Source organism: Vibrio vulnificus CMCP6 (assembly GCF_000039765.1).
Taxonomy (GTDB): Bacteria; Pseudomonadota; Gammaproteobacteria; order Enterobacterales; family Vibrionaceae; genus Vibrio; species Vibrio vulnificus_B.
In genome coordinates, this window is sequence record NC_004460.2 from 562730 (window position 1) to 586186 (window position 23457).

The window sequence follows — 23457 nt, forward strand, 5'->3', positions numbered from 1 at the left end:
GAGTTCACAATGTTAAAATTCCTTGAACAAGTGCGGAAGCCGACCCTCGACCTTCCAGTCGAAGTAAGACGCAAAATGTGGTTTAAGCCGTTTATCCAATCTTACCTTGTGGTATTTATTGGTTACTTGACCATGTATTTGATCCGCAAAAACTTCAACGTCGCGCAAAACGACATGATCTCCACTTACGGTTTAAGCATGACCGATTTGGGTCTGATTGGTCTTGGTTTTTCGATTACTTACGGTATCGGTAAAACCGTCGTTTCCTACTACGCTGACGGCAAAAACACCAAGCAGTTTCTCCCTTTCATGCTGATCCTTTCTGGTCTTGCCATGCTTGGTTTCAGCTTCAGCATGGGCGGTGGCAGCGCCAGCTTGTTCTTGATGGTGGCGTTCTACGCGCTCAGTGGTTTCTTCCAAAGTACGGGTGGCCCTTCTAGTTACTCAACCATCACGAAGTGGACACCACGCAACAAACGTGGTTCTTACCTAGGTCTTTGGAACATGTCGCACAACGTGGGTGGTGCTGGTGCGGCTGGTGTTGCCCTGTTCGGTGCTAACTACCTATTCGATGGCCACGTCATTGGTATGTTTGTTTTCCCTTCTATCATCGCCATCATCGTTGGTTTCATCGGCATGCGCTTTGGTAGTGACTCACCTGAGGCTTATGGCCTAGGTAAAGTTGAAGAACTTTTTGATGAAGCCATCAGCGAAGAAGATACTGCGGCTGAAGAAAATCAAATGACCAAGAAAGAGATCTTTGTTGAGTATGTACTGAAAAACAAAGTGATCTGGCTACTTTGCTTTGCCAATATCTTCCTTTACATCGTGCGTATCGGTATCGACCAATGGTCAACGGTTTACGCGTACCAAGAACTTGGTCTATCAAAAGAAGCGGCAATCTCCGGTTTTACCCTATTCGAAGTGGGCGCACTCGTCGGTACGCTAATGTGGGGTTACCTTTCTGACTTGGCGAACGGTCGTCGTGCTTTAGTGGCGTGTGTGTCTCTTGCTTTGATCATCGTATCCCTTGAGTTCTACCAACACGCAACAAGCGAATTCATGTACTTAGCATCGCTATTTGTTCTTGGTTTCCTCGTGTTTGGTCCTCAACTGCTTATCGGTGTTGCTGCGGTTGGCTTTGTTCCTAAGAAAGCCATCAGTGTGGCAGATGGCGTAAAAGGCACCTTCGCTTACCTAATCGGTGACAGCTTTGCCAAACTTGGTCTTGGTATGATTGCAGACGGTACACCAATCTTTGGTTTGACCGGTTGGAAAGGCACCTTCGCGGCACTGGATACCTCAGCGATGATTTGTATTGTCCTTCTTGCCTTCGTTGCTATCGCAGAAGAGAAAAAGATTCGACATAACAAGAAGAAACTTGAACTCGCGGCCAGCCAGTCTTAATTCATCAGCGCGCTTTGTCCTGCAAAGCGCGCTAGATCATTAAAACCAAGATGTCGATTTAGTATCATAGTCCGTTTTTACTTGAGCTCGTATGAGCTCGCTGTCGTTTGTGTATTGCTGAAATGTGGTTGTTATGATGATTAACGTAGCGCTTGTGGATGACCATGTCATTGTTCGTTCTGGTTTTGCCCAACTATTAAATCTTGAGGCGGACATTTGCGTTGTCGGAGAATTTGGCTCCGTCGCGGACGCACGAATCGGCTTACCTGCGTGCAAGCCAGATGTTGTGATTCTCGATATCTCAATGGCGGATGAAAGCGGCCTAACGTTACTCAGTGAAATTCCATCCGGCATTGCCTGCATCATGTTGAGCGTGCACGACTCCCCTGCCATGGTGGAAAAATCGCTCAAACTGGGTGCCAAAGGTTATTTAAGCAAACGTTGCAGCCCTGATGAACTGGTTCAAGCGGTGAGAACCAGCGCGGCAGGTGGTTGTTACCTTACTCCAGACATCGCAATGAAGCTTGCCACACCGAACGATAAAGCCACCAGCCTCACCCAACTCACGCGCCGAGAAAACGAAGTGTGTCAGTTGCTAGCGCGAGGGTTGGATGTGAAGTCCATCGCTGCCGAACTGGGGTTAAGCCACAAAACGGTTCATGTTCACCGTGCTAACGCCATCGACAAGCTGGGCGTAAAAAACAACGTCGAGCTGGCAAAACTGTTCTCTCAAGAGTCATTTTAATGCGCAGTTACACCATCACATCACTGTGCGGTTTTTTCATGACCGCTTGTGCTTGGTTTTGTCTGTGGGTGATCGCCTACTACTTTGTCAATGACGCAGAGTTGGCTATTTTGCTGTTCCCATTTGCGCTGCGACTCGGCATCACGCTACACACTCACACCCGATTTTGGCCAACCATCTACTTGGCGGAATGGGGATTAACCGTTGCGCTGGCCTTATTGCTTGATCAGCCACAGTGGTTAATGGTGTTGGTCGCGAGCGTCTTAAGCATCCCGGTTGTCTGCCTAGCGAAGAAATACTACCGAGGCGATCACAACCAGCATTTGGCGATCATGGCGGTCATTATTGTCATCACTGCGTCCATCAACGTGCTGGCCGTGGGTTTTCATGTTCAATCGGTCTACATGGTCTGGCTTGCCAGCGTTACTGGCGGTTTGATGCTCTTGCCTATGTGTTATTTGCTCTGGAACTATTTGTTTCAAAGTCCATGGTCTCCGCTCACCTCAAACCTGCTCGCCAATACCGTGGAATTTAAGGTGCGCCACATCGTTTTGTATACGGTGTTACTCATCACCAGTATTTTGATTCAAACCAGTTTGCCGGATGAATTAAAACGATTCGCGCCGTTTTGCATGGCGATTCCGATCATCGTGTTGGCGCTACGCTACGGCTGGCAAGGCGCGCTATTGGCCACCATGCTGAACAGTGTGGCGCTGATTGCTGCACGCAGTGGTGTTTCCAATTTAGAAATCACCGATTTGTTGCTATCTCTGTCAGCACAAACCTTAACCGGCATCATGCTCGGCTTGGCGGTGCAAAAACAGAAGGATCTCAACCAACAACTGCGCGGAGAGCTATCGCGTAACCAAACGCTCTCCCGTCAGTTGATTCAAGCGGAAGAATCGGTACGCCGAGATGTGGCGCGAGAACTTCATGATGAAATTGGCCAAAACATTACCGCAATTCGAACGCAAGCGAGCATCATCAAACGTATCGACAACCTCGAAATGAACATTCGTTGTGCCGACACCATTGAGCAGCTCTCTCTCAATGTCTACGACACCACTAAGCGTCTCTTAAGCAAGTTGAGACCAAAGATGCTGGATGATTTGGATTTGAAGGAGTCCGTCGAGCAGCTCACTCGCGAATTGGAATTTGATAATCATGGCACACAAGTTCAACTCGATTGGCAAGGCGATTACCACTCGCTCAGTGACACTTTGAAAGTCACCCTCTTCCGTTTGTGCCAAGAGGCACTGAACAATGCCGCCAAATACGCGGAAGCCACGTCCATCGTTATCGAACTGTCCATTAGGGACGAGCTTTCTCTCAATATTGCAGACAACGGTATCGGCTTTAAAACCGAAGAGTGCATGAAAGGCATGGGCATTCGCGGTATGCAGGAGCGCGTGCAAGCTTTGGGCGGAAAAATGTATATCTATTCTCTTAACGACCAAGTGACTGGCGCGCAAATTGCCATCACATTGCCGAAGGTGTAACGCGTATGTTTGGACTGTTTCAATCTCCGAGCTACACACAAGCTCCCTTGGACAAAAGCCAAGTTGATGAACGTTATCGTTACTGGCGACTGCATATCATGATCGGCATGTACATTGGGTACGCGGGCTTTTATTTCACTCGCAAAACCTTCAACTACGCCGCGCCTGCCATGATTGTTGATTTGGGCTTAGACAAAGGCGATCTCGGTTTAATCGGCACACTTTTCTACATCACCTATGGCCTATCGAAGTTTATCTCCGGGACCATTTCTGACCGCTCTAATCCACGTTATTTTATGGGTGTGGGCCTGATCGCCTCAGGGATTATCAATATCGTGTTTGGTTTTTCCAGCTCGCTGATTGCGCTTTCCATCTTGTGGGTGCTCAACGCTTGGTTCCAAGGTTGGGGATGGCCTTCTTGTTCCAAACTCCTCACCACCTGGTATTCGCGCTCAGAACGCGGCTTCTTGTGGGCAATTTGGAACACAGCCCACAACGTGGGTGGCGCACTGATCCCATTATTGGTCGGCTACCTCACTTTTCATTTCAGTTGGCGTGAAGGCTTTATTGTTCCTGGCATTATCGGCGTGTTACTTGGCCTTATTGTTTGCTGGCGATTAAGAGATAAACCCACCACTCAGGGGCTGCCAACCGTCGGTCAGTGGCGTCATGATGCGCTCGAACTGGCTCAAGAGAAACATGGCCAAGGACTCAGCTATCACGAAATTCTCACGCACTATGTTTTCAACAACAAATACATTTGGTTGCTCGCTTTTAGCTATGTACTGGTTTACATCGTGCGCACCGCAATCAATGACTGGGGCAATCTCTACCTTACCGAGCAACACCATTACTCTCTGATCAACGCCAACGCTGCATTGTCGATGTTCGAGATCGGTGGCTTTGTTGGTTCTCTCGTAGCAGGTTGGGGCTCGGATAAACTGTTCGGTGGTAACCGCGGTCCGATGAATCTGCTATTTGCCGCCGGTATTTTCTTGTCTGTTGCTGCGCTGTGGTTAATGCCGTTAACCAACTTTGCCTTTCAAGCGGCGGGTTTATTCTCTATTGGCTTCTTCGTGTTTGGCCCACAAATGCTTATCGGCATGGCAGCCGCTGAGTGTTCTCACAAAGATTCAGCTGGCGCAGCCACGGGTTTTGTTGGTCTGTTTGCCTACATGGGCGCGGCGTTGTCTGGCTACCCGCTTGCACTGATTTTGGAAGAATACAGCTGGACCGGTTTCTTCGTCACCATCTCTATCTGTGCGGCGGTGATCGGCTTACTGTTGCTGCCCTTTCTTCAAGCTCAACCGTCTCGTAAACCACTGGCCCCCAAACTTCGCTTATAGAGACAACCTCTTTCTTACTTAAGGTGAGCTAAACGCTCACCACCGCTTCCACCACAATTTTTTGCTTCCGATTCAGTTCGGAGGGTTTTCTACGGGTAAAATTCATGAATTTGAACACAATTTCATCAAAATGCTTCTTCAAAATGGACAATAAGATCCAAAACTACGACTGGGGAAGCCGCTCTGCTATTCACGATTTGTTTGGCTTCGCCAACGACGATCATCGCCCGCAAGCCGAAGTTTGGATGGGCACGCACCCCAATGGCTGCTCAAGCATTAAAGGAAGCGATGTTTCACTTTCGCTCGCCGATTTGATCCAGCACGACCAAGTCGCCTTTCTGTCTGAGCCAACCGCGAAGCAATATGGGGATTTACCGTTTCTGTTTAAGATCCTTTCAGCAGAGCGCGCCCTCTCCATTCAAGTTCATCCGAGTAAATGCGATGCGCAAACTGGTTTTGCAAGAGAAGAGCAACTGGGCATTCCACTAGATGCCGCTTGGCGCAACTACAAAGACGCCAACCACAAGCCCGAGTTGGTCTACGCCCTCACCGACTATCAAGCGATGAACGGCTTCCGACCCTTCGAGGAGATCCTTGTGGGATTTCGCCAATGTCACATCCCGGAGATCAACACGTATCTCGAGCAATTTGAGCAAAACACCAATGAAGCTGGCTTACGACGCTTTTTTATCGAGCTGCTCTCGATGAGCAAGCTTCGTAAACAAAACGCGCTCGATCAGCTGGTTACGTATGCCTCACTCAATCAACAACAACCCACTTGCCAGCTGATCATTGAACTGGCTGAGCAATATCCCAATGATGTGGGCTTGTTCGCACCATTGCTCCTGAACGTGATAACACTCAAACCCGGAGAGGCAATGTTCTTAAACGCAAGGACGCCTCATGCCTACATTAAAGGCACCGGGCTTGAGATCATGGCAAACTCCGACAACGTTTTACGCGCTGGCCTAACGTCCAAACATATGGATGTGGAAGAGTTGGTGAAATGCACCGATTTTGTCTCCAAACCCGTAGAGAGCTTGCTCACCCACGCGCACATTGTCGGTTGTGAGCATCACTTCCCCGTGCCAGTAAAGGACTTTCAGTTTTCGGTACTGTCAAAGCCAGAGAATCAGCCCATGGCAATGTCGAGCGCCGAGATACTCATGGCCATTGATGCCGATTTGACCTTAGTGGCCTCCAACGGTGAAACCCTAACATTAAGCAAAGGGCAATCGGCCTTTATTCCGGCGTACGTCAAGACTTACGCCATCTCAAGCTCTGGGCGTATCGCTCGTGCGTTTAATGGTTAAATAGTAAATGCATTTGAAAGTGGCAGAGCTGCGTTTCTGTCACTTTTTCTGACACATAACTTCCAAGCAAACAAATCGCACCCAGAAATAGCAAACCGATAGACTGAAAAACAGAAGAGTAGGAACAACTTGATAGTAGGAACAACTTGATGAGACGAAACGGATGAGCAAAATTCTGTAGCCAAATGAGATCGTGAAATCCAACAGTAACACTGTTAGCTTAGCTAAGAAATTCAGATTAAGTTATTGATTTTGAATCAGAGAATTGGAGCGGGCAGCGGGAATCGAACCCGCATCATCAGCTTGGAAGGCTGAGGTAATAGCCATTATACGATGCCCGCGCATCGTGAGGACGGGGTCTACTATGCCACAACTTAGATAAAAGAAAAGCCCTAATAAGTTCAATCGGTTAATTCAGCACCAACTTCTTTCCTAGATGCTCAAATTGCGTGCACTCAGTCAAATAATCGAGCAACGCACGCCTGATTTTTGCCAAGCCGCTTAGCTTGATACATCAACTTATCAGCCATCCCTAGGTCGATATGGCCATTGGAAAACGGGTAATACGCACAGCCCAAACTGATAGTCACGCCTTCGGGAACGTTATTAAATGTGAGCTTCTCGACCACATGGCACACCTTTTTAGCCAGTGCTTGTGCATCAGTAAACGCCAAACCAAACGCGACAATGGCAAACTCTTCGCCACCAATACGAGCGTAAAGCGCGTCACTCGGCAACGTTTCATCCACCTGCGTCGCCACATTTTGAATCACCAGATCGCCCGTCGCATGACCATAGCTGTCGTTGATTCGTTTAAAGTCATCAATATCAAAAATCAGTACTGAAACCGATACGGCTTCAGGTGAAAGGTTTTTCAATTGCTCCATGAAGTGACGGCGATTACTGATTTGGGTTAAGTAGTCTTGTTGTGAGAGTTGCAGCAAGTTTTCATTTGCCAACTGCAATTCGCGGGTTCTTGCTTTGACGGCTCGCTTCAGCACGATGATGTAAGCAAGGGAAGTCAGCCCAAAAAGAGCAAGTATCGAAGGGAACAAAAATTTCGGGTAGACGGTTTGTACCGTGATCCAACTGGTGATCGTTCGCTCTATCAATTCTTCCCCCACCACCTTAAAACCGGCGTTAATGGTCGAAAGCAGTGCACTCCCCTCTGCTACCGCTGGGCGAATCTCACCGGAATAGAGATAAAGTGCAGGAATAAAAGTGACGGTTTGAGCAGTGGTGTAGATATAAAAATTAGCGACTTGGAGATCGGCAACAAAAGCGTCGATTTCTTCTCGAAACGCCGCCTCCATCATCAAGCGGTTATTCTTGAATCTAACCAGCGGTAACTTAGGGAAATGAGTTTGAACAAAGTACTCTTCATAACCCCCTTCCACCACACCCACACCTCGATTACCGTCTCCAGTGAGAAAAAAGTTGAGATCTGTCGTGATGATCCTTTGACTTAGATAGAGCTGAGTATTGATCGTCATAATAGGTTCAGCGAAATCAAACCTTAGCTCTCTTGGCTCAGACCACAACATCCCAGCGTGCACGTCTGCTTTGCCTTCTTCCACCGCGGTTAACGAATCATTCCAATCCACAAGTACAAACTCAATGTCGACACCATTTTGCTCACCGTACAGCTTCCAGAGATCAATCAAGATGCCTCTTGGACTCCCATCTTCTGCTAGATAAGAGAACGGCTTCCAAGCCTTGGAATTGGTGACTCGAAGCGTTTTTCTTTCTTGCTCTTTAGCGCTAACAAAAATGGAAAACAGGCCAATTAAGCTGAACGCAAGCAGTAATATTGCGGATTTTTTCATCATTGTTTTAAGTGAGTGCACCTTGTCAGGAGGAGAAATTCTCGTCCGCTATTTCTCATTGATGAACACGCCAAATTCATATGGTCAGTACAACGAAGCCATTAAAATAATTAAGCGACATGTCAATTATAAGCGTTGTTCTAGAGTTTGTAGTGATATCGTTAACGTTAGAATTTTCAATTATTGATAGAATAATAACTCTAAGCAACAGAGATTTTTATAAATTATTTTATGACAAAAATGAGCTAAAGATCTCGCTAAGTGTTAACGTCTCTGCTACTTTATCGCCATTTTTGATCGTTTCACAATTTAACATGCCAACGCAGTACCGAATTAATAAAATCGTTGAAATTGGAGATACTCTGCATCGTAGTGGCTGTGCGCCTTACAAAGTAGAAAAGTACGCTCAATACTATGCGCAAAAACACGATGTTGATGTCATGATTCAGGCGACGCCAACCGCGATTAACTATCAGTTTTCTGATGAAAACAACACCGTCGTCATGAAACGCCTAAAACCAGCATCCATCAACTTAAGTTTGCTGGCAAATACCATTATTCGCATTAACCAACCCAGCCATGAACCTGTCCCTGAGCCCGTTGGCTATTCCAAATGGGTGATTGCGATGGCAAACATGGGCATACCGCCGGCCTATTTAATGTTGGTGGGCAGCACATTAGAAGCGGTGGGAATCGCGTTTTTGCTGGGGCTGATGGTATGGCTTTGCCAGCAAGTGTTCCATTCTCGTCGTTCTATTGCAGTCGAATTTTTCTCTGCCCTGCTTACTGGTATTTGTGTCGCGTACTTAGCCAACAGTGGATTGCCGATCCCCGTCTGGGCACTGTGTGTCGCCTCGGTTATCTTGTTTGTTCCTGGCCTATCCATTGCTAACTCTTTGGAATGTTTGGCTTTTAACGATTTAATTTCCGGCACCAGTTTACTTGGCCAGAGTGCGCTCACCTTAATTAAGCTGTTTGTGGGTATTGTCATGGGGCTGAATATCGGTGAAGCGATATGGGGACAAGCGGAGTCGATTTCCTACACCAATGAAGTGCCGTTTTGGATGCATATCTTCGGTCTATTTTTGCTGTCAATTTCACTCGGCATTTTGTTTAATGCGCGCCCAATAGACATCTTACTTGGCTTACCTGTTGCCATGCTGGGCATGTGGGGACCGTTCTACCTTGGTTTTGAAAGTGGCTGGGTGGTAGGTACTTGGGTGACCACGGTGCTAATTACCCTTTACGGCACTTGGTTGGCAAAGAAAATGGAGCTGACTGGCTCTATCTATATCGTACAAGGCATTATTATTTTGGTCCCTGGCAGCCGGGTATTGATCAGCGCCAGCCAATCGGTGTTTGAGCAGTCAATTCTACCAATCCCAAGTATTGGTCTCTCAGCGCTGTTCATGTTTTCTGCGATTGTGGCCGGACAAATCACCGCGTACGCGATTTACTCACCAAAAATTGAACACTAAGCGCCGATAAAGAAAGAGCCCTATTCAAAACTGATTCTCTTATCAACTTTGAGTAGGGCTCTTTGCCTCTGTGCTTCGCTTTTCGTTGGAAGCTGCCTTTGCCTTTTTTCGCTTTGACCACACGGGTTCGAAATAGCTGGCTGGTCACTAATGCTTTTAATGCATTATCGTTAATGGTTCCTCGCCCGATTTCAGTGTCTACACTGACTTCTGCGAGATATTCTTGTTTCTTTTTCATCGTTACCTCAAATAAATGGTGAGACTTTTATAAAGTCGCGCTATTGAAAGGCAAAATATCATCACTGTCAATTCCCCGCTCTTAAAAAACACACTTAAACAGGGGCCATATTTTCATTTACTGGCCCGATGAGACAGGCAAAGATTTTGCAAAATATCGCAAACCAACCCAACAAATATAATAAGCCTCTGTTTTACGCTGCGTTATTTTGTAAAAAGACTAATTAATTGGAAACAAAACAGTGATTCGCTACAAAGATTCTAACTTTCCCTAGCGTGAGTCGTTGACTCCTGCAACCGATCTCCTAGACTCTTGTCTGGTTGGAAAGAAAGTCTTTGTTTTACACATTTCGCTGGATTACATATAAACCCTCGGTGTGCGACACAATAGAGTTTTTTCTACAAGCAATACTAGTCGCTAACCCGACTCAATAGTTTTTTAAAGAGATAGGATTTACACATGTCTAACACAGTAACCGGCACCGTAAAATGGTTTAACGAAACTAAAGGCTTTGGCTTCATCAAGCAAGAAAACGGCCCGGACGTTTTTGCACACTTCTCTGCTATCAAAGGTGATGGCTTCCGCACTCTTGCTGAAGGTCAGAAAGTTTCTTTCGTCATCTCTCAAGGCCAAAAAGGTCCTCAAGCAGAAGAGATCACACTGCTTTAATTAGACTGGACATTTTTACGGTAGCCAGCCATAGTGCTGGCTATTTTTATGGCTAGAGATAAGTAACTGAAACCATGGCTCTTAAACCCACCATCTACAAATTCCGCATCAATCTCACTGATATCAATCGCGATCACTTCGATACCTTGTCTATCACCACCGCGCTGCATCCATCAGAAAAAGTCGAACGCCTCGCGGCCCGATTGCTCGCGTTTTGCCTGCATGCTCAACCAGAGCTTGTTTTCACCAAAGGTCTATCCACGATTGAGGAACCAGACGTCTGGAAAAAAGAGCTCGACGATTCGATCGCAGTGTGGATTGACGTCGGTGAGCCTGAGGCCGATAGAATTAAAAAAGCCACTCGCCAAGCTAAATCCGTGTTTGTTTATAGCTTTAATCAGAAGTCTTCCGTTTGGTGGGAAAAGCACAAAGGCAAATTTCAACAGTTACCCGTTTCTGTTTGCCAATTTGATGCCGATGCCATTGAACAACTCGCCAATCAATTACAACGTGGCAGCTCGCTGTCTGTCATGATCAGCGGAAACTCTGTGTTTATAGATGGCGATTCGTTCCATCAACAAGTCGATTGGCAGGTACTGCAAAGCAATGAGTGAGTTAAAGGACGCGCTGGCAGAGGCTGGCGTATTCACGTTGGAGTACGTCAACAACAACCAGGATGCATTGGCACGATTTTGCGATGCGCAGAATGCCTTGTTTCAACGAGTATGCGAAAACAAACCCGAAACGCCAACCACGCTCCATTTACTCGGGCTTCTCACTAAAAGCCATATTGAGATACTGGCTCAATTTGTTTCTGACAAGGAAAGTCGGTTGGCCATGAAAGACGTTTTGCAAACTTCACTAGGCGCACAATCCAGCGACAAGTTTAACGATGTGGTGTTGCAAGACCTGCTGATGATTTCCACCTTGTGGATTTTCGTTCAAGGCCGTCTCAAGATGGATTTCAGCCTTGCCAATGATCACGCAGCAGAAACGGCGCAACACGTGGCTCCTTTTCTCGCTGTAGACGCCGATGTGATTCGTAGTGAGTTGATGCAGAGTTTCTATCAAGGCAAAGCGCTCTATCAACGCCAACAGGATAAACCGAGCCTATGGCAGCGATTTCTTAACCATTTATCCTCATAAAACACCCGGTTTTATAACATCTTAAAGCCTGATAGACTTTCGCCACTTAAACATTACGGAAGTCTATCATGCAGTTAATTCGTTGGTTTCTCGGTAAACTCATTCTTTTAGTGGACACGCTCTTCTCGCCAAAAGGCCTCAAACGCTCACCTGAAGCACAAAGCAAAGTCGATGAGAAGGCAACGCACTACGCACTTTATCAATTTGCCGCCTGCCCTTTTTGCGTCAAAGTACGCAGAGCGATGAAGCGACAATCCGTTACTATCGAGCTGCGTGATGCCAAAAACGATGCACAGCATCGTCGTGAACTGGAGCAAGGCGGCGGAAAAATCAAAGTGCCTTGTTTAAGAATTGAGGAAAACGGTCAAACACGTTGGATGTATGAATCGAGTGATATCGTGGCGTACTTAGAGAAAACTTTCCCTTAAGCGTTTTTTTGCCCAAGGCACATATTAAAAAAGGCACGTTAAGTGCCTTTTGCCATTTTTGTTCGTCTTATTTTTGCTCGTATTGCAGCTGTGTTATTTGGTTACAATCAGCATCAGTTCGACACGTCTGTTGCACTTGCGTCCGTTGATTGAGGTGTTACTGCAGGCTGGAAGGTATTCACCATAACCCCGAGTATAGACTCTGGATTCCGGTACTCTCGACATTAACAACTGCTTTTTCACCTCTTCTGCTCTACGCTCAGAAAGAGAATTGTTGAAACCTGTCGTCCCCGTGCTATCGGCATGGCCATCAATCACAATATCCACATCGCTTCTCTGATTCAGATAGTTGCCTAACAGCCCTATCCATCGAGCAGATACAGGGGAAACTTCCGCAGAACCAGTTTTGAAATGAATCGTCTCCGTAAGATGAATCATGATGTGATCACCAGGTAAGATTTGGTATTGAATCGCATTACGTTGCAGAAACGATTGTAAAGAGTCTGACTGTACCTGAGGCTTCTGTGCTTGCATCATTTGAGGCGGTGGAGGAGAAACCTCTTCACCACCCCATTCAGGATAAACCAACTCCTCATTGGTTTTCGGTGCGACATCGAGCATGTTTGGCGGTACGATCAAATTCGCACACCCCGACAACAATACACATGCAAACAAACTTTGTTTTTTCATCAGCACAACCCAAAAAGCTCTAACTAGTCCTCTTGTATAGTATCGACCAGTTAGCAAAATCTTTAGGTTTTTCTTCGGTTTTCATCACGATTGCTTGCCAAAGCATCGCCAGAGCTTTGAGATATTGTTTCAAAGTGCAAGTTATCAAAAATTATCGGTTTTCGCCTTGCCGCTAAGCCGTTAAACTTAGGCCTATTTTCTACTATTTTGAGTTGATTATGCTAAACCGAATTAAGCACATCTCACTGCTTTTGCTTGCTGCGCTGGCGTTAGCCGCTTGTAGTGACAATAACCAACCCACTGAAGGCGTTCAGTACAAAACCTTGGCGAAATCTCTAACAAGTTACCAGCTACCTGAGGTGACCGAAGTCTTCTCACTGACTTGTGGCCACTGCCGCACAATGGAAAGTGTGATTCCCCAGTTGCAAGAACAAACGGGCAAAACGTTTGGCAAACTGCATGTGACTTTCAATGACAGCGCTCAAATCAGTGCCTTCATCTTCTACACCGCGGTGATGCAGCTAAATGACATCCCAGATCATGACTTTATGAATGAGCTTTTTGCCGCAGTCCAAATGGGGCCGGAAGTGTCTGGGGTGGAAAAACAGCAAGCGCTCGAAGCCGCTTTTGAGAAACGTGGTTTGGTAAGCCCATACCAGCTTGAAAAAGCACAGCAAGAAAAAATGTTTGAGTTGTTCCAAAACGCAGATGAGATTTCGCAGGTCGCACAAATCAACTCGGTACCGACTTTCATCGTCAACGGTAAATACCAAGTCATCACTTCTGCACACCAAAATGCGGAAGAAATCGGTAACACCATCAAATTTTTGCTTAGCAAACCTTAACGGAATAGAGGTATTACGTGTCTAAATTAATCCTACCCCTGATCATTCTAGTGCTTGCGGTTTTTATGATTTATCGCACTTGGAACAATCATAAAGCAGCAGAAGTGAACTTTGAAAAAGGCCAAGCATTCTTGCTAGAAAACAGTAAAAAAGAAGGTGTGATAACCACCGAAAGTGGCCTGCAGTACCAAGTATTAGAAAAAGGTCACGGCGACAAGCACCCTAGCGCGAGCAGTAAAGTTAAAGTCCATTATCATGGCATGCTTACGGATGGAACTGTATTCGACAGCTCTGTTGAGCGCGGTTCGCCAATCAGTTTTAATCTCAACCAAGTCATCAAAGGCTGGCAAGAAGGCCTTCAATATATGGTTGAAGGTGAGAAAGTACGCCTCTTTATCCCTAGCACTTTAGGTTATGGTAAAGGCGGCTCTGGCCCAATTCCACCAGCCAGTGTGTTGATCTTTGATGTTGAGTTATTGGAAATTCAATAACACCAAACGCATGCAAAACCATCAACCACAATGCCACCAACAGGTGGCATTGTGGTTTTTCGCTGCAAAGCGCTTTTAGTTCACCGGATAGAACACCAGCTCACCATTTTCCACCATCACGCAGTCCATTTTCGCGGCATGAGCGGCTTGCTTTCCAAGCTCGGTGTCTTCGAAAACGACACACTCATTTGCAGGCAGCCCCAATTGCTGCGCTGCCAACAAAAAGGTATCTGGATGCGGTTTGTGATTCTGCACCTCTGTGGCACTGACGAGCGCATCCAATTTATCAAGTAAGTTGGCTTTGGCCAGCAGACGAATCGCACTCTCTCTTTGGCTGCCCGTTCCCACTGCTATTTTCTTTTGACCCAAATACTTTTCTAAGACTCGGTGTGTACATTCGATCGCGTCTCCGTGCTCATCCAATGCCGCAAAAGCTGCCATTTTGAATTGAGAAACATCCATTGCTACCAGCGATAAACCGTACTTTTTATTAATCTCTGCGGCTATTTTAAAACTCGGCATGCCTCCCAAGCTGTGGATCCACTGCTGTTCAAACGGAAACTGAAAATGCTCTGCTGTTTTTTCCCAAGCGATAAGATGTGCCGGCATAGTGTCAATTAAGGTGCCATCCATATCAAAAATAAAGCCGGTGTAGCCGTTAAAAGGGATTTCACTCATGAGGTTAATTCTTTCTTATTTCGTGATTTTTGATTAAACGATTCTACACTTATAAGAATCTTTAGGAATCCGTACGTAGAAAGTTAATGAAAAATTGGCCTTTGAAAGAGACAAAAGTGAACAAAAAGGAAAAATGCACTATTAAGGTTAGTATTTGGTAATGGCGCTGTATTGGAACTGTCTCAAAATTAAAACTAACCATTTAACAGTGGGTTATAAAGATAAAAAACTAGAGCTAGGTGCAAATAAAGTTATTAATAATTTAGTCAATTTAAGTGAGCGCTGTATAATCTCGCCAAATTATATACTGCTTACATATCAAAGGTGTTAAGTATGACTATCAAGCAGAAGCTCTATGCGTTAGGTGCAATAGGCCATTCTCGGTATCATTACCCTTCTATTCACCTCAAACCACTTTGTGGATAAATCCAACCAATTACAGCAGGCCATTAAGTTGGTCGGTGACTTGGAAATTCGTCTCCTCAACCTACGTCGAAACGAAAAAGATTTCTTATTGCGAAGCGACGCAAAATATCTCAGCTCGTTTGATAAAAACGTCGACATATTTGTGAACACTGAAAAGCAGTTGGAAGCTATTTTGGACGCCAATGACCTTCCATCCAGCGCCCAGTTTAGACAAGACTTACTCAAGTACCAGAAAGGCTTCCAGACCCTTGTTGCCGCTTCTCAAACCTTAGGGCTTTCTAACGAGCAAGGCTTGCTCGCCAGCTACTTTACTGCTCTGGACGCCGTTGAACAGAATGCCGATGCCGACCAATTATTGAAACTCATCGAGTTTAATAGTGCGACGCTCAAAGGGGATCTGCAAGAGAACCTCCTTGCCGGTCTTAGCAACACACAAACATTGACTCGCGCCGCTAAAGAGGTGGTGAATCAGCGTGTGGTTATTGGTGTCGCTTACAACAAAGGTTTGCTGGGCGATGTTCGCAATCTCTCCCACCAAGTTGAAGAGCAGTTTAAATCATTTTCTAAAGCACTGAATGAAGCCAATGCCACTCAAGAAGAAGAAATGGGTGTGGTAAAACAGATCATCACGCTCGGTTTGCTGGCGCTGCTGGTGATTGTTATCTTGCAAATTTCTCGCTCGATTAACAATCAAGTCCATGCCCTTGCCACCACGATTAAAGCCATTTCTGAAAGCAACAACATTGGTTTACGAAGCGAGCTGAAAGGAAACGATGAGTTAACGATGATTGGCCAACAACTGAATACTTTGTTGGAAAAAATCGAACAGCTGATTTTCAGCTCCCAAGAAAAATCGTCTCAGCTCACCAGCAGCACTAATAATATGCACACTGAGCTTGAAGGCGTGATCGAGCAGTTCCACGTTCAAGCGGATCACACCAGCACGATGGCCACCTCTGTTCAAGAAATGGTGGCAACCATTGGTGAGATTTCTGAAAGCACCAATATTGCGGTGGAAGGTGTACAACAAGCGGCGAAGAATGCGGAATCTGGCCGTAACGTCGTGGAGTCGACCGTGAAAAACATCGATCAATTGACGGGCATCTTAGCTAACAGTCAACAGTCGATTGGTTCACTGAATGGCCATGTCGAAAAAATTGGCGGCGCGGTCGAGATCATTCAAGGCATAGCAGAGCAAACTAACCTATTGGCGCTTAATGCGGCAATCGAAGCAGCTCGTGCTGGAGAACAAGGCCGAGGCTTTGCCGTGGTTGCGGATGAAGTTCGTGCTCTAGCCAGCCGCACCCATCAGTCAACAGAAGAGATCACGAAGGTGGTCTCAGCGATCCAATCGCAAATGGCTAAAGTGGTATCAGATATCGACCAATGTAATGAACAAGGCCAAGAAACCCTACATGCATCTGAGCAGCTTGATTCAAGCCTGCGCCAGATCATCAATGATATGACCAATATTCAGGCCAACTCTGAACGCATCGCTTCAGCCATTGAAGAGCAAGGTGTGGTTATGGGCCAAGTAAGCGGCTCCATTACCGAGCTGAACACCATTTCGGAAAACAACATGCACTCAGCACAAGAGTGTTTGAGAGAAGTTGACCTTGTCTCCGAACAAGCGCATTCGATGGACAATGCGGTCGCTCAGTTTAAAACTCGGCAACGTTAATAGCATTCATGCTAATAAAAAAATGCCCCAACTCAGTTGGGGCATTTTACTATCTGTCAGAAGAGAAGATTCTTCGCACTATTCATCATCCAATGGAATGAGCTTGGTGCTGCCTCCGTGTGCTTGCTCCCGCTTTCTTTGCACCAACGCATAGAAACCTGGGATCAAGAAGGTACCGGCCAATAACACACACAGCAAGCCGCCAACAAGAGAAATGCCCAGCGAGTTTTGACTCACATGACCAGCGCCTGCTGCAAAAATCAGCGGGAAAATCCCCAAAATAAACGACCAAGATGTCATGTTTACGGCCCTGAAGCGCAATTTACCACCTTGAACGGCAGCCTCATCGATGGCCACCTCTTTGTCTTCCCTTTGCTGCTTGGCAAATTCCACAATCAAGATGGCGTTCTTGGCAGCCAGAGCGATGAGCAGAACCAAACCTATCTGAGCATAGAGATTCAGTGGTGTCCCGGTTAAGTTCAGCGCAAGGAACGATCCTAACGTCGCCACGGGTACCACCAAAATAATCGCCAACGGGATGGTCCAACTTTCATACTGAGCCACCATGAACAGGTAGATGAAAATTAACGCCAGTGCAAAAGCGTAAATCGCTTGGTTGCCTGCCAATACTTCTTGATACGCCATACCAGTCCACTCGTAGGTGTAACCTTGAGGAAGCAGCTCTGCCGCAATACGTTCCATTGCCGCAATGGCATCGCCACTGGAATAGCCCGGTGCAGGTTGGCCTTGAATAATGGCGCTGCGGTACATGTTGTAACGCCATGCCACATCGGGCTCAAACACCTGTTCATAACTCAACAGTGTACTGAGTGGCACCATTTCACCAGAGGAGGTACGAACGTGGAAACGCGACAGATCGTCCATACTGCTGCGATGTTCACTATCGGCTTGCATCGTCACACGGAAGTTTTTGCCAAACATAGTGAAATCATTCACGTACATCGAACCAAGATTGCCCTGTAACGTTTGGAAGATCGACGACAGCGGAATGCCTAGTTGCTGCGCTTTTTCACGATCAATATCGACATAGTAATGCGGTACATTCGCTCGAAACGTGCTAAAGGTATAGGCAATTTCAGGCGCTTGATTCGCCGCTTGGATCATTTCTCCCATCACCATCGCTAAATCGGTTCGACTTCGGCCCAGCGTATCTTCTAGTGCAAACTCAAAACCTGAAGCGGCGCCCATTCCCGGCACTGCCGGTGGCCCCATAGCAAACACAACTGCCTGTGGCAGCTCCATTGCTGCTCGGCCATTAATACGCTGAGCAATCGCATTCGCCGAGTGGTTTCCATTTAGCCCGTTGCGCATTTCCCAATCGTGCAACTTGATAAACAGTGAAGCGCCATTCGAAGCGGCAGCTCCCGTCATAAACGAAAAGCCATTGGCCACCGTCACACCATCCACTCCCGGCTCTTGCTCCACCATATTAAGAAGATGATTGGTCACTTCTTCGGTGCGAGACAAAGAAGCAGAGTCTGGCAGTTGCACATTCACCAGCAAGATGCCTTTATCTTCTTGCGGTACAAAAGCGGTAGACGTGGTTTTGGCAAAAAACGCCACCGCAGCGACAGCAACCATGAAAAAAGCCACCAGTAACAGTGATTTTTTCACTAAGAATCCCGCCACCTGGCCATAACGTTCAGTGACGCGCTCGAGACCACGGTTGAAGGTTTTAAACCAATTTGCGGTGTTTTCTCCCCCCTGCTTAAGCACCAAAGAGCAAAGTGCGGGCGCCAAGGTCAAGGCGTTGATCGACGAGATCACCACCGAGATACAGATAGTCAACGCGAACTGGCGGTACATAATGCCGGTAATACCCGGCAGCATCGCCACTGGCAAGAAAACCGCCAACAGTACTAACGTAGAGGTAATGATTGGCCCGGTCACCTCTTTCATCGCCATCAAAGTGGCTTTGCGTGGTGAGATACTTGGGTCCTTCGCCATCGTCGTATCGACGTTTTCGATCACCAAAATCGCATCATCAACCACGATACCAATGGCCAAGATCAAACCAAACAGCGTGACGGTGTTGATGGTGAAGCCGGTGGCGAGCATAACCGCAAAAGTACCGATCAGTGAGACAGGGATCGCCACAACCGGTATCAACGTTGCACGTGCGCTCCCCAAGAACAAGTAGGTCACGGCAATCACCAATAGAATTGCTTCAATCAGGGTCTTCACCACCCCTTTGATGGATTCCGCCACAAACACCGTTGTGTCGTAGCTGGTTTCATACGCCATCCCTGCAGGGAAATTGCCGCTTAAACGTTCAAGCAGCTCCATCACCGCTTGGCCGCTTTCTAGCGCATTAGCATCAGATTGCAGCGACAGTGCTACGATCGACGCATCGCGCCCACGGAACTTACCGTTGCCATCGTAGAACTTTTTCCCCAATTCCACTCTGGCGACATCTTTTAAGTAAACGCTTGAACCATCTGAATTGGCTCGCAATACTACATTTTCAAACTCGCTAACGCTCTCCAAACGCCCTTTTGTGACTAGGTTGAACTGAACTTCCTGAGGGTTATTGTAGGGCGCAGCACCAATACGCCCAGCGGCAACTTGGACGTTTTGCTGGCTTAATGCCGAGTAGACATCCGAGGTGGTGAGCTTGAGGTTGGCCATTTTTTCAGGGTCAAGCCAAACGCGCATCGCGTACTCACCGCCACCAATCACGTTTACTTCACTGATGCCTTTAACGCGCGCAAGTTGGTCTTTAACGTTGAGGTTGATGTAGTTGATTAAGAATTGATCGTCATATTTGCCGTCGGGCGAATAGAAGTTCAGTACCATCAACAAGTCCGGAGAGCGTTTTTTCACTGTCACACCGACCATGCGTACTTCTTGCGGCAGCTTTGACTCAATTTGGGCGACACGGTTTTGCACGTTCACCTGTGCCATGTCTGGATCGGTGCCGACATCAAAGGTCACGTTTAGGCTGTACGAACCATCGTTGGCACTCTTGGACGACATGTAGATCATGTTCTCCACACCGTTGACCGAGGTCTCGATCGGATCCGCAATCGCCTGTTCCACTACCTCGGCGCTCGCGCCGGTGTAATACGCGGTCACGCTCACCGACGGTGGGCTAATTTTGGGGTATTCCGCAACGGGTAAGACTGCCAGAGCAATGGCACCAGCCAGCGTGAGAATAATTGAGATCACCAGTGCAAACTTGGGTCTCTGAATAAAGAAACGACTTAACATAACGCCTCCTTACTGCTTCGATTCGGTTGGCGTTTGCACACGCACTTGCATGCCGTTTCTCACACGCTGCAATCCTTGGGTGATAACGACATCATCCTGCGTCAAGCCTTCACGAATCACCACACCTTGCTCAACTTGTGCGCCTAAAGAGACATTTCGACGCTCTGCCACCTCCCCCAGGGTCATAACCATCACGAAATGCCCTTCAAGATCCGTCTGCACTGCACGGCGCGGCACCACCACCACCGACTTAGCTTGTTTCTCTCGCAAATTGACTTTGATGTGTTGACCCGGCAGCAATTGATGATCGGGATTTGCCACCACCGCTCTCAATGCAATGGTGCCCGTTTTGGTATCAATGCGATTACCTAAGTAATCCAAGCGCCCTAAATGCGGATATTCTTTACCATTTTCCAGTTGCAGCTGGACTTCTACACCAGCCGATGGTGTAGAGCCATCTCCCTTAATTCTTTCAATGCCTAAAGCTAAACGCTCACGCTCGCTAATGCTGAATGCGGTATGAATAGGATCAAGGCTGACTAAGGTGGTTAAGATGCCTGCAGAAGGAGAAACCAAATCTCCCGTGCTGACTTTGGAATCGCTAATGCGGCCTGAAAATGGCGCTCGAATTTGAGTATAAGAAAGGTTAACGTCTGCCAATTTCAACTGTGCATTTGCCGCTTCAAGCTGCGCTTGTGCGCCCAGAAGACCAGCAGTCAAAGCATCAAATTCCGACTGCGAAATACTGCCACGTGGCAGCAAGTTCTTGCCACGTTGATGATCTAACTCCGCTTTCTTCAATGATGCTTTCGCTTGAGCCAGTGACGCCTTCGCACTGGCAACCTGAGCTTCAAACGACGATGGTTCAATAGTGTAAAGTAGCGCCCCCTTTTCAACCAACTGGCCTTCCTCAAAATGGCGAGCTTTCAGATAGCCAGAGACTTGTGCGGTAATGTTGGTATCTTCAACCGCTTCCACACGCCCGATATAGGCGTTGCTGGGTTGGTAATCTAACATCAGTACCTCTTGCGTCACGACCAGAGGCGCCATCGTATTACGCTGTTGAAGCGTTTTGTCCTCGCATCCTGCCAACAGAGCCGAAGCCACAACAAGTCCGACAATTGGTTTTAATTTCATACATTTACCATACTTATAAAACGGAGTTTTGTTTAAAATACGCAAGCTTGCTACAAGAATTGTCCGAGAACTATCAGATAAAAAATCAAAACTGTTTCAAACTGTAAAGGTCTGAAACGAGCAGAAAAGAAGGTTATCAACTGCACCGAGTTGTTGAACTGATGTAACACCGAATCCCTTGAAGCACGAGGGACATGAGCAAGATTCACCGGCTAAAGAACCGTTTTTTCCATCGGATTGATGAGTGCAGAGAACGCTTTTCAGCAGATATCATTAGGGATGACTATGTTTTTAAATAAAATACGTTATTATTCAGCCAACAGCCTAATGAAGAGAGGGTAATGAATGATTTCTAAATGGGCAAAACGCTTCTATCAAATGGCAGAATTAGTCGCCTCTTGGAGTAAAGATCCATCCACTCAAGTGGGTGCGGTGATCACCAAACAGAACCGTATCGTTTCTGTTGGCTTTAACGGATATCCACACGGTGTTTCCGATAGCGTCGACACCGACGAGCGTGAATTGAAATACCTCAAAACACTGCACGCCGAAGAAAACGCCATTCTGTTTTCTAAGCGTGATTTGGACGGATGTGAAATTTGGGTCACTCACTTTCCTTGCCCAAATTGTGCTGCAAAGATTATTCAAACGGGCATTTCGCGCGTGCACTGCCCTGAGCAATCGGAAGATTTTCTTTCCCGCTGGGGTGACAAAATTGCCGTAAGCCAAGATATGTTCAATCAAGCAGGTGTCGAAGTAAATTGGCTTCCTGTCAATGAACTAGGCGAAGAAGGCGTACGTTGATCACTCAGCCATTAAACAGCACGTTATTGAGAATAATCATTAAGAAAATAGCCCAGCAATGCTGGGCTAGTTTTTGATGCTCACAGAAGCGTTAAGCGTATTTTTTCGCTGTTAGTTCGGCTATTTTTACGATCACCTGAACCGATTTTTCCATCTGCTCTATTGACGCAAACTCATGAATACCGTGGAAGTTGTACCCACCCGTGAAAATATTTGGGCAAGGCAATCCCATGAAGGATAAACGAGCTCCATCCGTTCCACCACGGATAGGCTTAATGATAGGTTCAACGTCACACACTTCCATTGCTTGCTTCGCCAACTCAATCACATGTGGGAAAGGCTCAACTTTCTCTTTCATGTTGTAGTAGCTGTCGGTGAAGCGGATCTCAACCGAGCCATGCTTAAGCTGAGTGTTCATATCGTCCGCTAGGGACTGCATAAACGCCTTACGGCGAGCAATGCCGTCGCGATCAAAGTCTCGAAGAATGTAACCTAGCTCTGATCGCGCCACACCCATTTCGGCTGATTTGAGATGATAAAAACCTTGGTAGCCTTCGGTGGTTTCTGGTGTTTCATCTGCTGGCATTCGGCAATGGAATTGCGATGCCAATGTCATTGCGTTCACCATTTTGTCTTTTGCTGTCCCGGGGTGAACACTCACACCATGAAAAATAACGTCTGCACTGGATGCATTGAAGTTTTCATATTCCAACTCGCCTTGCGGCCCGCCATCAATGGTGTAGGCCCATTCTGCGCCAAAGCGTTCAACATTGAACAAATCCGCCCCGCGGCCAATCTCTTCATCAGGCGTAAAGCCAATACAAATGTCGCCATGCGGAATGCTTGGATTTTCAATGAGCATCTCAATGGCCGATAAGATTTCCGCAATACCAGCTTTGTTATCGGCACCCAGCAAAGTAGTGCCATCTGTGGTAATTAAATTGTGACCATGTAGCGCATGCAGCTCAGGATACTGCACCGGAGAAAGCACTTCGTCTCCGATGCCGAGCGCGATGTCACCGCCATGATAATCTTCTATGATCTGCGGTTTCACATTTTTGCCAGAGGCGTCTGGCGCGGTATCCATGTGTGCGATAAAGCCAATCGCTGGAACTGGGTACGCCACATTACTTGGCAGCTTCGCCATCAAGTAGCCATGCTCATCCAACTCAACTTGACCGAGACCAAGGTCAAGCAGCTCTTGTTTGAGATGCTCTGCAAATTTCATTTGTCCAGACGTGCTTGGGCAGCATTTCTTTTTAGGGTTTGATTGAGTATCAAACGTCACATAGCGAATAAATCTTTGTACTAAATGTTTCATGGCAATTCTCTTCTTCTTAGCCAACGAGAGTGGTGAATATAGTCATTATGATGAAGAC

Annotated in this window: 21 protein-coding genes and 1 tRNA gene; 14 read left to right on the forward strand and 8 right to left on the reverse strand. The window is 46.8% G+C overall.

The genetic code is table 11. The annotated features are described in order from the left end of the window. The first annotated feature begins 9 nt into the window (after positions 1-9). The 5 genes from uhpT (at position 10) to manA (ending at position 6310) form a co-directional block, all read left to right on the forward strand. On the forward strand, positions 10-1407 hold the full coding sequence (gene uhpT, locus VV1_RS17540) for a hexose-6-phosphate:phosphate antiporter UhpT (protein WP_011081459.1): 1398 nt from the start codon (positions 10-12) through the stop codon (positions 1405-1407). Between the two features lie 136 nt (positions 1408-1543). Then, complete coding sequence (gene uhpA / locus VV1_RS17545; protein ID WP_026130890.1) at positions 1544-2152, forward strand: response regulator transcription factor UhpA; 609 nt, start codon at positions 1544-1546, stop codon at positions 2150-2152. Then, a complete protein-coding gene (uhpB, locus tag VV1_RS17550; RefSeq protein ID WP_011081461.1) occupies positions 2152-3651 on the forward strand; it encodes a signal transduction histidine-protein kinase/phosphatase UhpB in 1500 nt (499 codons plus the stop codon). Before uhpA ends, uhpB begins: the two co-directional genes overlap by 1 nt. Before the next feature lie 5 nt (positions 3652-3656). After that, on the forward strand, positions 3657-4997 hold the full coding sequence (locus tag VV1_RS17555; protein WP_011081462.1) for an MFS transporter: 1341 nt from the start codon (positions 3657-3659) through the stop codon (positions 4995-4997). A 104-nt stretch (positions 4998-5101) separates the two neighbouring features. Beyond that, a complete protein-coding gene (manA, locus tag VV1_RS17560; RefSeq protein ID WP_011081463.1) occupies positions 5102-6310 on the forward strand; it encodes a mannose-6-phosphate isomerase, class I in 1209 nt (402 codons plus the stop codon). A 266-nt stretch (positions 6311-6576) separates the two neighbouring features. Here the strand turns inward: manA and VV1_RS17565 are convergent. Next, positions 6577-6651: transfer RNA gene (locus VV1_RS17565), tRNA-Gly, on the reverse strand. Between the two features lie 114 nt (positions 6652-6765). After that, complete coding sequence (locus VV1_RS17570) at positions 6766-8139, reverse strand: transporter substrate-binding domain-containing diguanylate cyclase (RefSeq protein ID WP_011081464.1); 1374 nt, start codon at positions 8137-8139, stop codon at positions 6766-6768. A 311-nt stretch (positions 8140-8450) separates the two neighbouring features. Between VV1_RS17570 and VV1_RS17575 the strand changes: the two genes are divergently transcribed. Next, on the forward strand, positions 8451-9614 hold the full coding sequence (locus VV1_RS17575; protein ID WP_011081465.1) for a threonine/serine exporter family protein: 1164 nt from the start codon (positions 8451-8453) through the stop codon (positions 9612-9614). Here the strand turns inward: VV1_RS17575 and VV1_RS24025 are convergent. Then, positions 9574-9852 (reverse strand): alternative ribosome-rescue factor A, encoded by a 279-nt coding sequence (locus tag VV1_RS24025; RefSeq protein WP_011081466.1) that lies wholly within the window; start codon positions 9850-9852, stop codon positions 9574-9576. The genes VV1_RS17575 and VV1_RS24025 overlap by 41 nt on opposite strands. Before the next feature lie 459 nt (positions 9853-10311). On the opposite strand from VV1_RS24025, the gene VV1_RS17580 reads away from it, so the two are divergent. The 4 genes from VV1_RS17580 to VV1_RS17595 all read left to right on the forward strand — a co-directional run bounded on the left by VV1_RS17580 (position 10312) and on the right by VV1_RS17595 (position 12095). Then, positions 10312-10521, forward strand: a complete 210-nt coding sequence (locus VV1_RS17580; RefSeq protein ID WP_011081467.1) for a cold-shock protein — start codon at positions 10312-10314, stop codon at positions 10519-10521. 74 nt (positions 10522-10595) lie between these two features. Further along, complete coding sequence (locus tag VV1_RS17585; RefSeq protein WP_011081468.1) at positions 10596-11135, forward strand: YaeQ family protein; 540 nt, start codon at positions 10596-10598, stop codon at positions 11133-11135. Then, positions 11128-11667 carry a hypothetical protein gene (locus tag VV1_RS17590; RefSeq protein ID WP_011081469.1) on the forward strand — a complete coding sequence of 180 codons (540 nt, stop codon included), beginning with the start codon at positions 11128-11130 and terminating at the stop codon, positions 11665-11667. Before VV1_RS17585 ends, VV1_RS17590 begins: the two co-directional genes overlap by 8 nt. 68 nt (positions 11668-11735) lie before the next feature. Then, entirely contained in the window at positions 11736-12095 is a 360-nt protein-coding gene (locus tag VV1_RS17595; RefSeq protein WP_011081470.1) for a glutaredoxin family protein, read from the forward strand. Positions 12096-12188: 93 nt separating this feature from the next. On the opposite strand, the gene VV1_RS17600 is transcribed toward VV1_RS17595, so the two are convergent. Then, the gene (locus tag VV1_RS17600; protein WP_011081471.1) at positions 12189-12785 is read right to left on the reverse strand and encodes an OmpA family protein; all 597 of its coding nucleotides are present in this window, start codon (positions 12783-12785) and stop codon (positions 12189-12191) included. 218 nt (positions 12786-13003) lie between these two features. On the opposite strand from VV1_RS17600, the gene VV1_RS17605 reads away from it, so the two are divergent. Together VV1_RS17605 and bamJ are read left to right on the forward strand one after the other, a co-directional pair. Next, a complete protein-coding gene (locus VV1_RS17605; RefSeq protein ID WP_043921139.1) occupies positions 13004-13630 on the forward strand; it encodes a thiol:disulfide interchange protein DsbA/DsbL in 627 nt (208 codons plus the stop codon). Between the two features lie 17 nt (positions 13631-13647). After that, positions 13648-14121: a BamJ family beta-barrel-assembly machinery protein gene (gene bamJ / locus VV1_RS17610; RefSeq protein WP_011081473.1), complete on the forward strand. Its 474-nt coding sequence runs from the start codon at positions 13648-13650 to the stop codon at positions 14119-14121. Positions 14122-14196: 75 nt separating this feature from the next. On the opposite strand, the gene VV1_RS17615 is transcribed toward bamJ, so the two are convergent. Beyond that, positions 14197-14799, reverse strand: a complete 603-nt coding sequence (locus VV1_RS17615) for a beta-phosphoglucomutase family hydrolase (protein WP_011081474.1) — start codon at positions 14797-14799, stop codon at positions 14197-14199. A gap of 418 nt (positions 14800-15217) precedes the next feature. Here VV1_RS17615 and VV1_RS17620 point away from each other — a divergent pair, with 418 nt between their 5' ends. After that, positions 15218-16906: a methyl-accepting chemotaxis protein gene (locus tag VV1_RS17620; RefSeq protein WP_011081475.1), complete on the forward strand. Its 1689-nt coding sequence runs from the start codon at positions 15218-15220 to the stop codon at positions 16904-16906. Positions 16907-16984: 78 nt separating this feature from the next. On the opposite strand, the gene vmeZ is transcribed toward VV1_RS17620, so the two are convergent. Together vmeZ and VV1_RS17630 are read right to left on the reverse strand one after the other, a co-directional pair. Then, the gene (vmeZ, locus tag VV1_RS17625; protein ID WP_011081476.1) at positions 16985-20137 is read right to left on the reverse strand and encodes a multidrug efflux RND transporter permease subunit VmeZ; all 3153 of its coding nucleotides are present in this window, start codon (positions 20135-20137) and stop codon (positions 16985-16987) included. 9 nt (positions 20138-20146) lie between these two features. After that, the gene (locus VV1_RS17630; RefSeq protein WP_011081477.1) at positions 20147-21274 is read right to left on the reverse strand and encodes an efflux RND transporter periplasmic adaptor subunit; all 1128 of its coding nucleotides are present in this window, start codon (positions 21272-21274) and stop codon (positions 20147-20149) included. 345 nt (positions 21275-21619) lie between these two features. Here VV1_RS17630 and VV1_RS17635 point away from each other — a divergent pair, with 345 nt between their 5' ends. Further along, on the forward strand, positions 21620-22078 hold the full coding sequence (locus VV1_RS17635) for a dCMP deaminase family protein (protein WP_011081478.1): 459 nt from the start codon (positions 21620-21622) through the stop codon (positions 22076-22078). A 91-nt stretch (positions 22079-22169) separates the two neighbouring features. Here the strand turns inward: VV1_RS17635 and pepT are convergent, their stop codons facing one another. Beyond that, the gene (gene pepT / locus VV1_RS17640; RefSeq protein ID WP_011081479.1) at positions 22170-23399 is read right to left on the reverse strand and encodes a peptidase T; all 1230 of its coding nucleotides are present in this window, start codon (positions 23397-23399) and stop codon (positions 22170-22172) included. Positions 23400-23457 lie beyond the last annotated feature (58 nt).

Coding starts and splice junctions, on each gene's coding strand:
- uhpT (WP_011081459.1), top strand. CDS start 10: ATGTTAAAATTCCTTGAACAAGTGCGGAAGCCGACCCTCGACCTTCCA.
- uhpA (WP_026130890.1), top strand. CDS start 1,544: ATGATTAACGTAGCGCTTGTGGATGACCATGTCATTGTTCGTTCTGGT.
- uhpB (WP_011081461.1), top strand. CDS start 2,152: ATGCGCAGTTACACCATCACATCACTGTGCGGTTTTTTCATGACCGCT.
- VV1_RS17555 (WP_011081462.1), top strand. CDS start 3,657: ATGTTTGGACTGTTTCAATCTCCGAGCTACACACAAGCTCCCTTGGAC.
- manA (WP_011081463.1), top strand. CDS start 5,102: ATGAATTTGAACACAATTTCATCAAAATGCTTCTTCAAAATGGACAAT.
- VV1_RS17570 (WP_011081464.1), bottom strand. CDS start 8,139: ATGATGAAAAAATCCGCAATATTACTGCTTGCGTTCAGCTTAATTGGC.
- VV1_RS17575 (WP_011081465.1), top strand. CDS start 8,451: ATGCCAACGCAGTACCGAATTAATAAAATCGTTGAAATTGGAGATACT.
- VV1_RS24025 (WP_011081466.1), bottom strand. CDS start 9,852: ATGAAAAAGAAACAAGAATATCTCGCAGAAGTCAGTGTAGACACTGAA.
- VV1_RS17580 (WP_011081467.1), top strand. CDS start 10,312: ATGTCTAACACAGTAACCGGCACCGTAAAATGGTTTAACGAAACTAAA.
- VV1_RS17585 (WP_011081468.1), top strand. CDS start 10,596: ATGGCTCTTAAACCCACCATCTACAAATTCCGCATCAATCTCACTGAT.
- VV1_RS17590 (WP_011081469.1), top strand. CDS start 11,128: ATGAGTGAGTTAAAGGACGCGCTGGCAGAGGCTGGCGTATTCACGTTG.
- VV1_RS17595 (WP_011081470.1), top strand. CDS start 11,736: ATGCAGTTAATTCGTTGGTTTCTCGGTAAACTCATTCTTTTAGTGGAC.
- VV1_RS17600 (WP_011081471.1), bottom strand. CDS start 12,785: ATGAAAAAACAAAGTTTGTTTGCATGTGTATTGTTGTCGGGGTGTGCG.
- VV1_RS17605 (WP_043921139.1), top strand. CDS start 13,004: ATGCTAAACCGAATTAAGCACATCTCACTGCTTTTGCTTGCTGCGCTG.
- VV1_RS17615 (WP_011081474.1), bottom strand. CDS start 14,799: ATGAGTGAAATCCCTTTTAACGGCTACACCGGCTTTATTTTTGATATG.
- vmeZ (WP_011081476.1), bottom strand. CDS start 20,137: ATGTTAAGTCGTTTCTTTATTCAGAGACCCAAGTTTGCACTGGTGATC.
- VV1_RS17630 (WP_011081477.1), bottom strand. CDS start 21,274: ATGAAATTAAAACCAATTGTCGGACTTGTTGTGGCTTCGGCTCTGTTG.
- VV1_RS17635 (WP_011081478.1), top strand. CDS start 21,620: ATGATTTCTAAATGGGCAAAACGCTTCTATCAAATGGCAGAATTAGTC.
- pepT (WP_011081479.1), bottom strand. CDS start 23,399: ATGAAACATTTAGTACAAAGATTTATTCGCTATGTGACGTTTGATACT.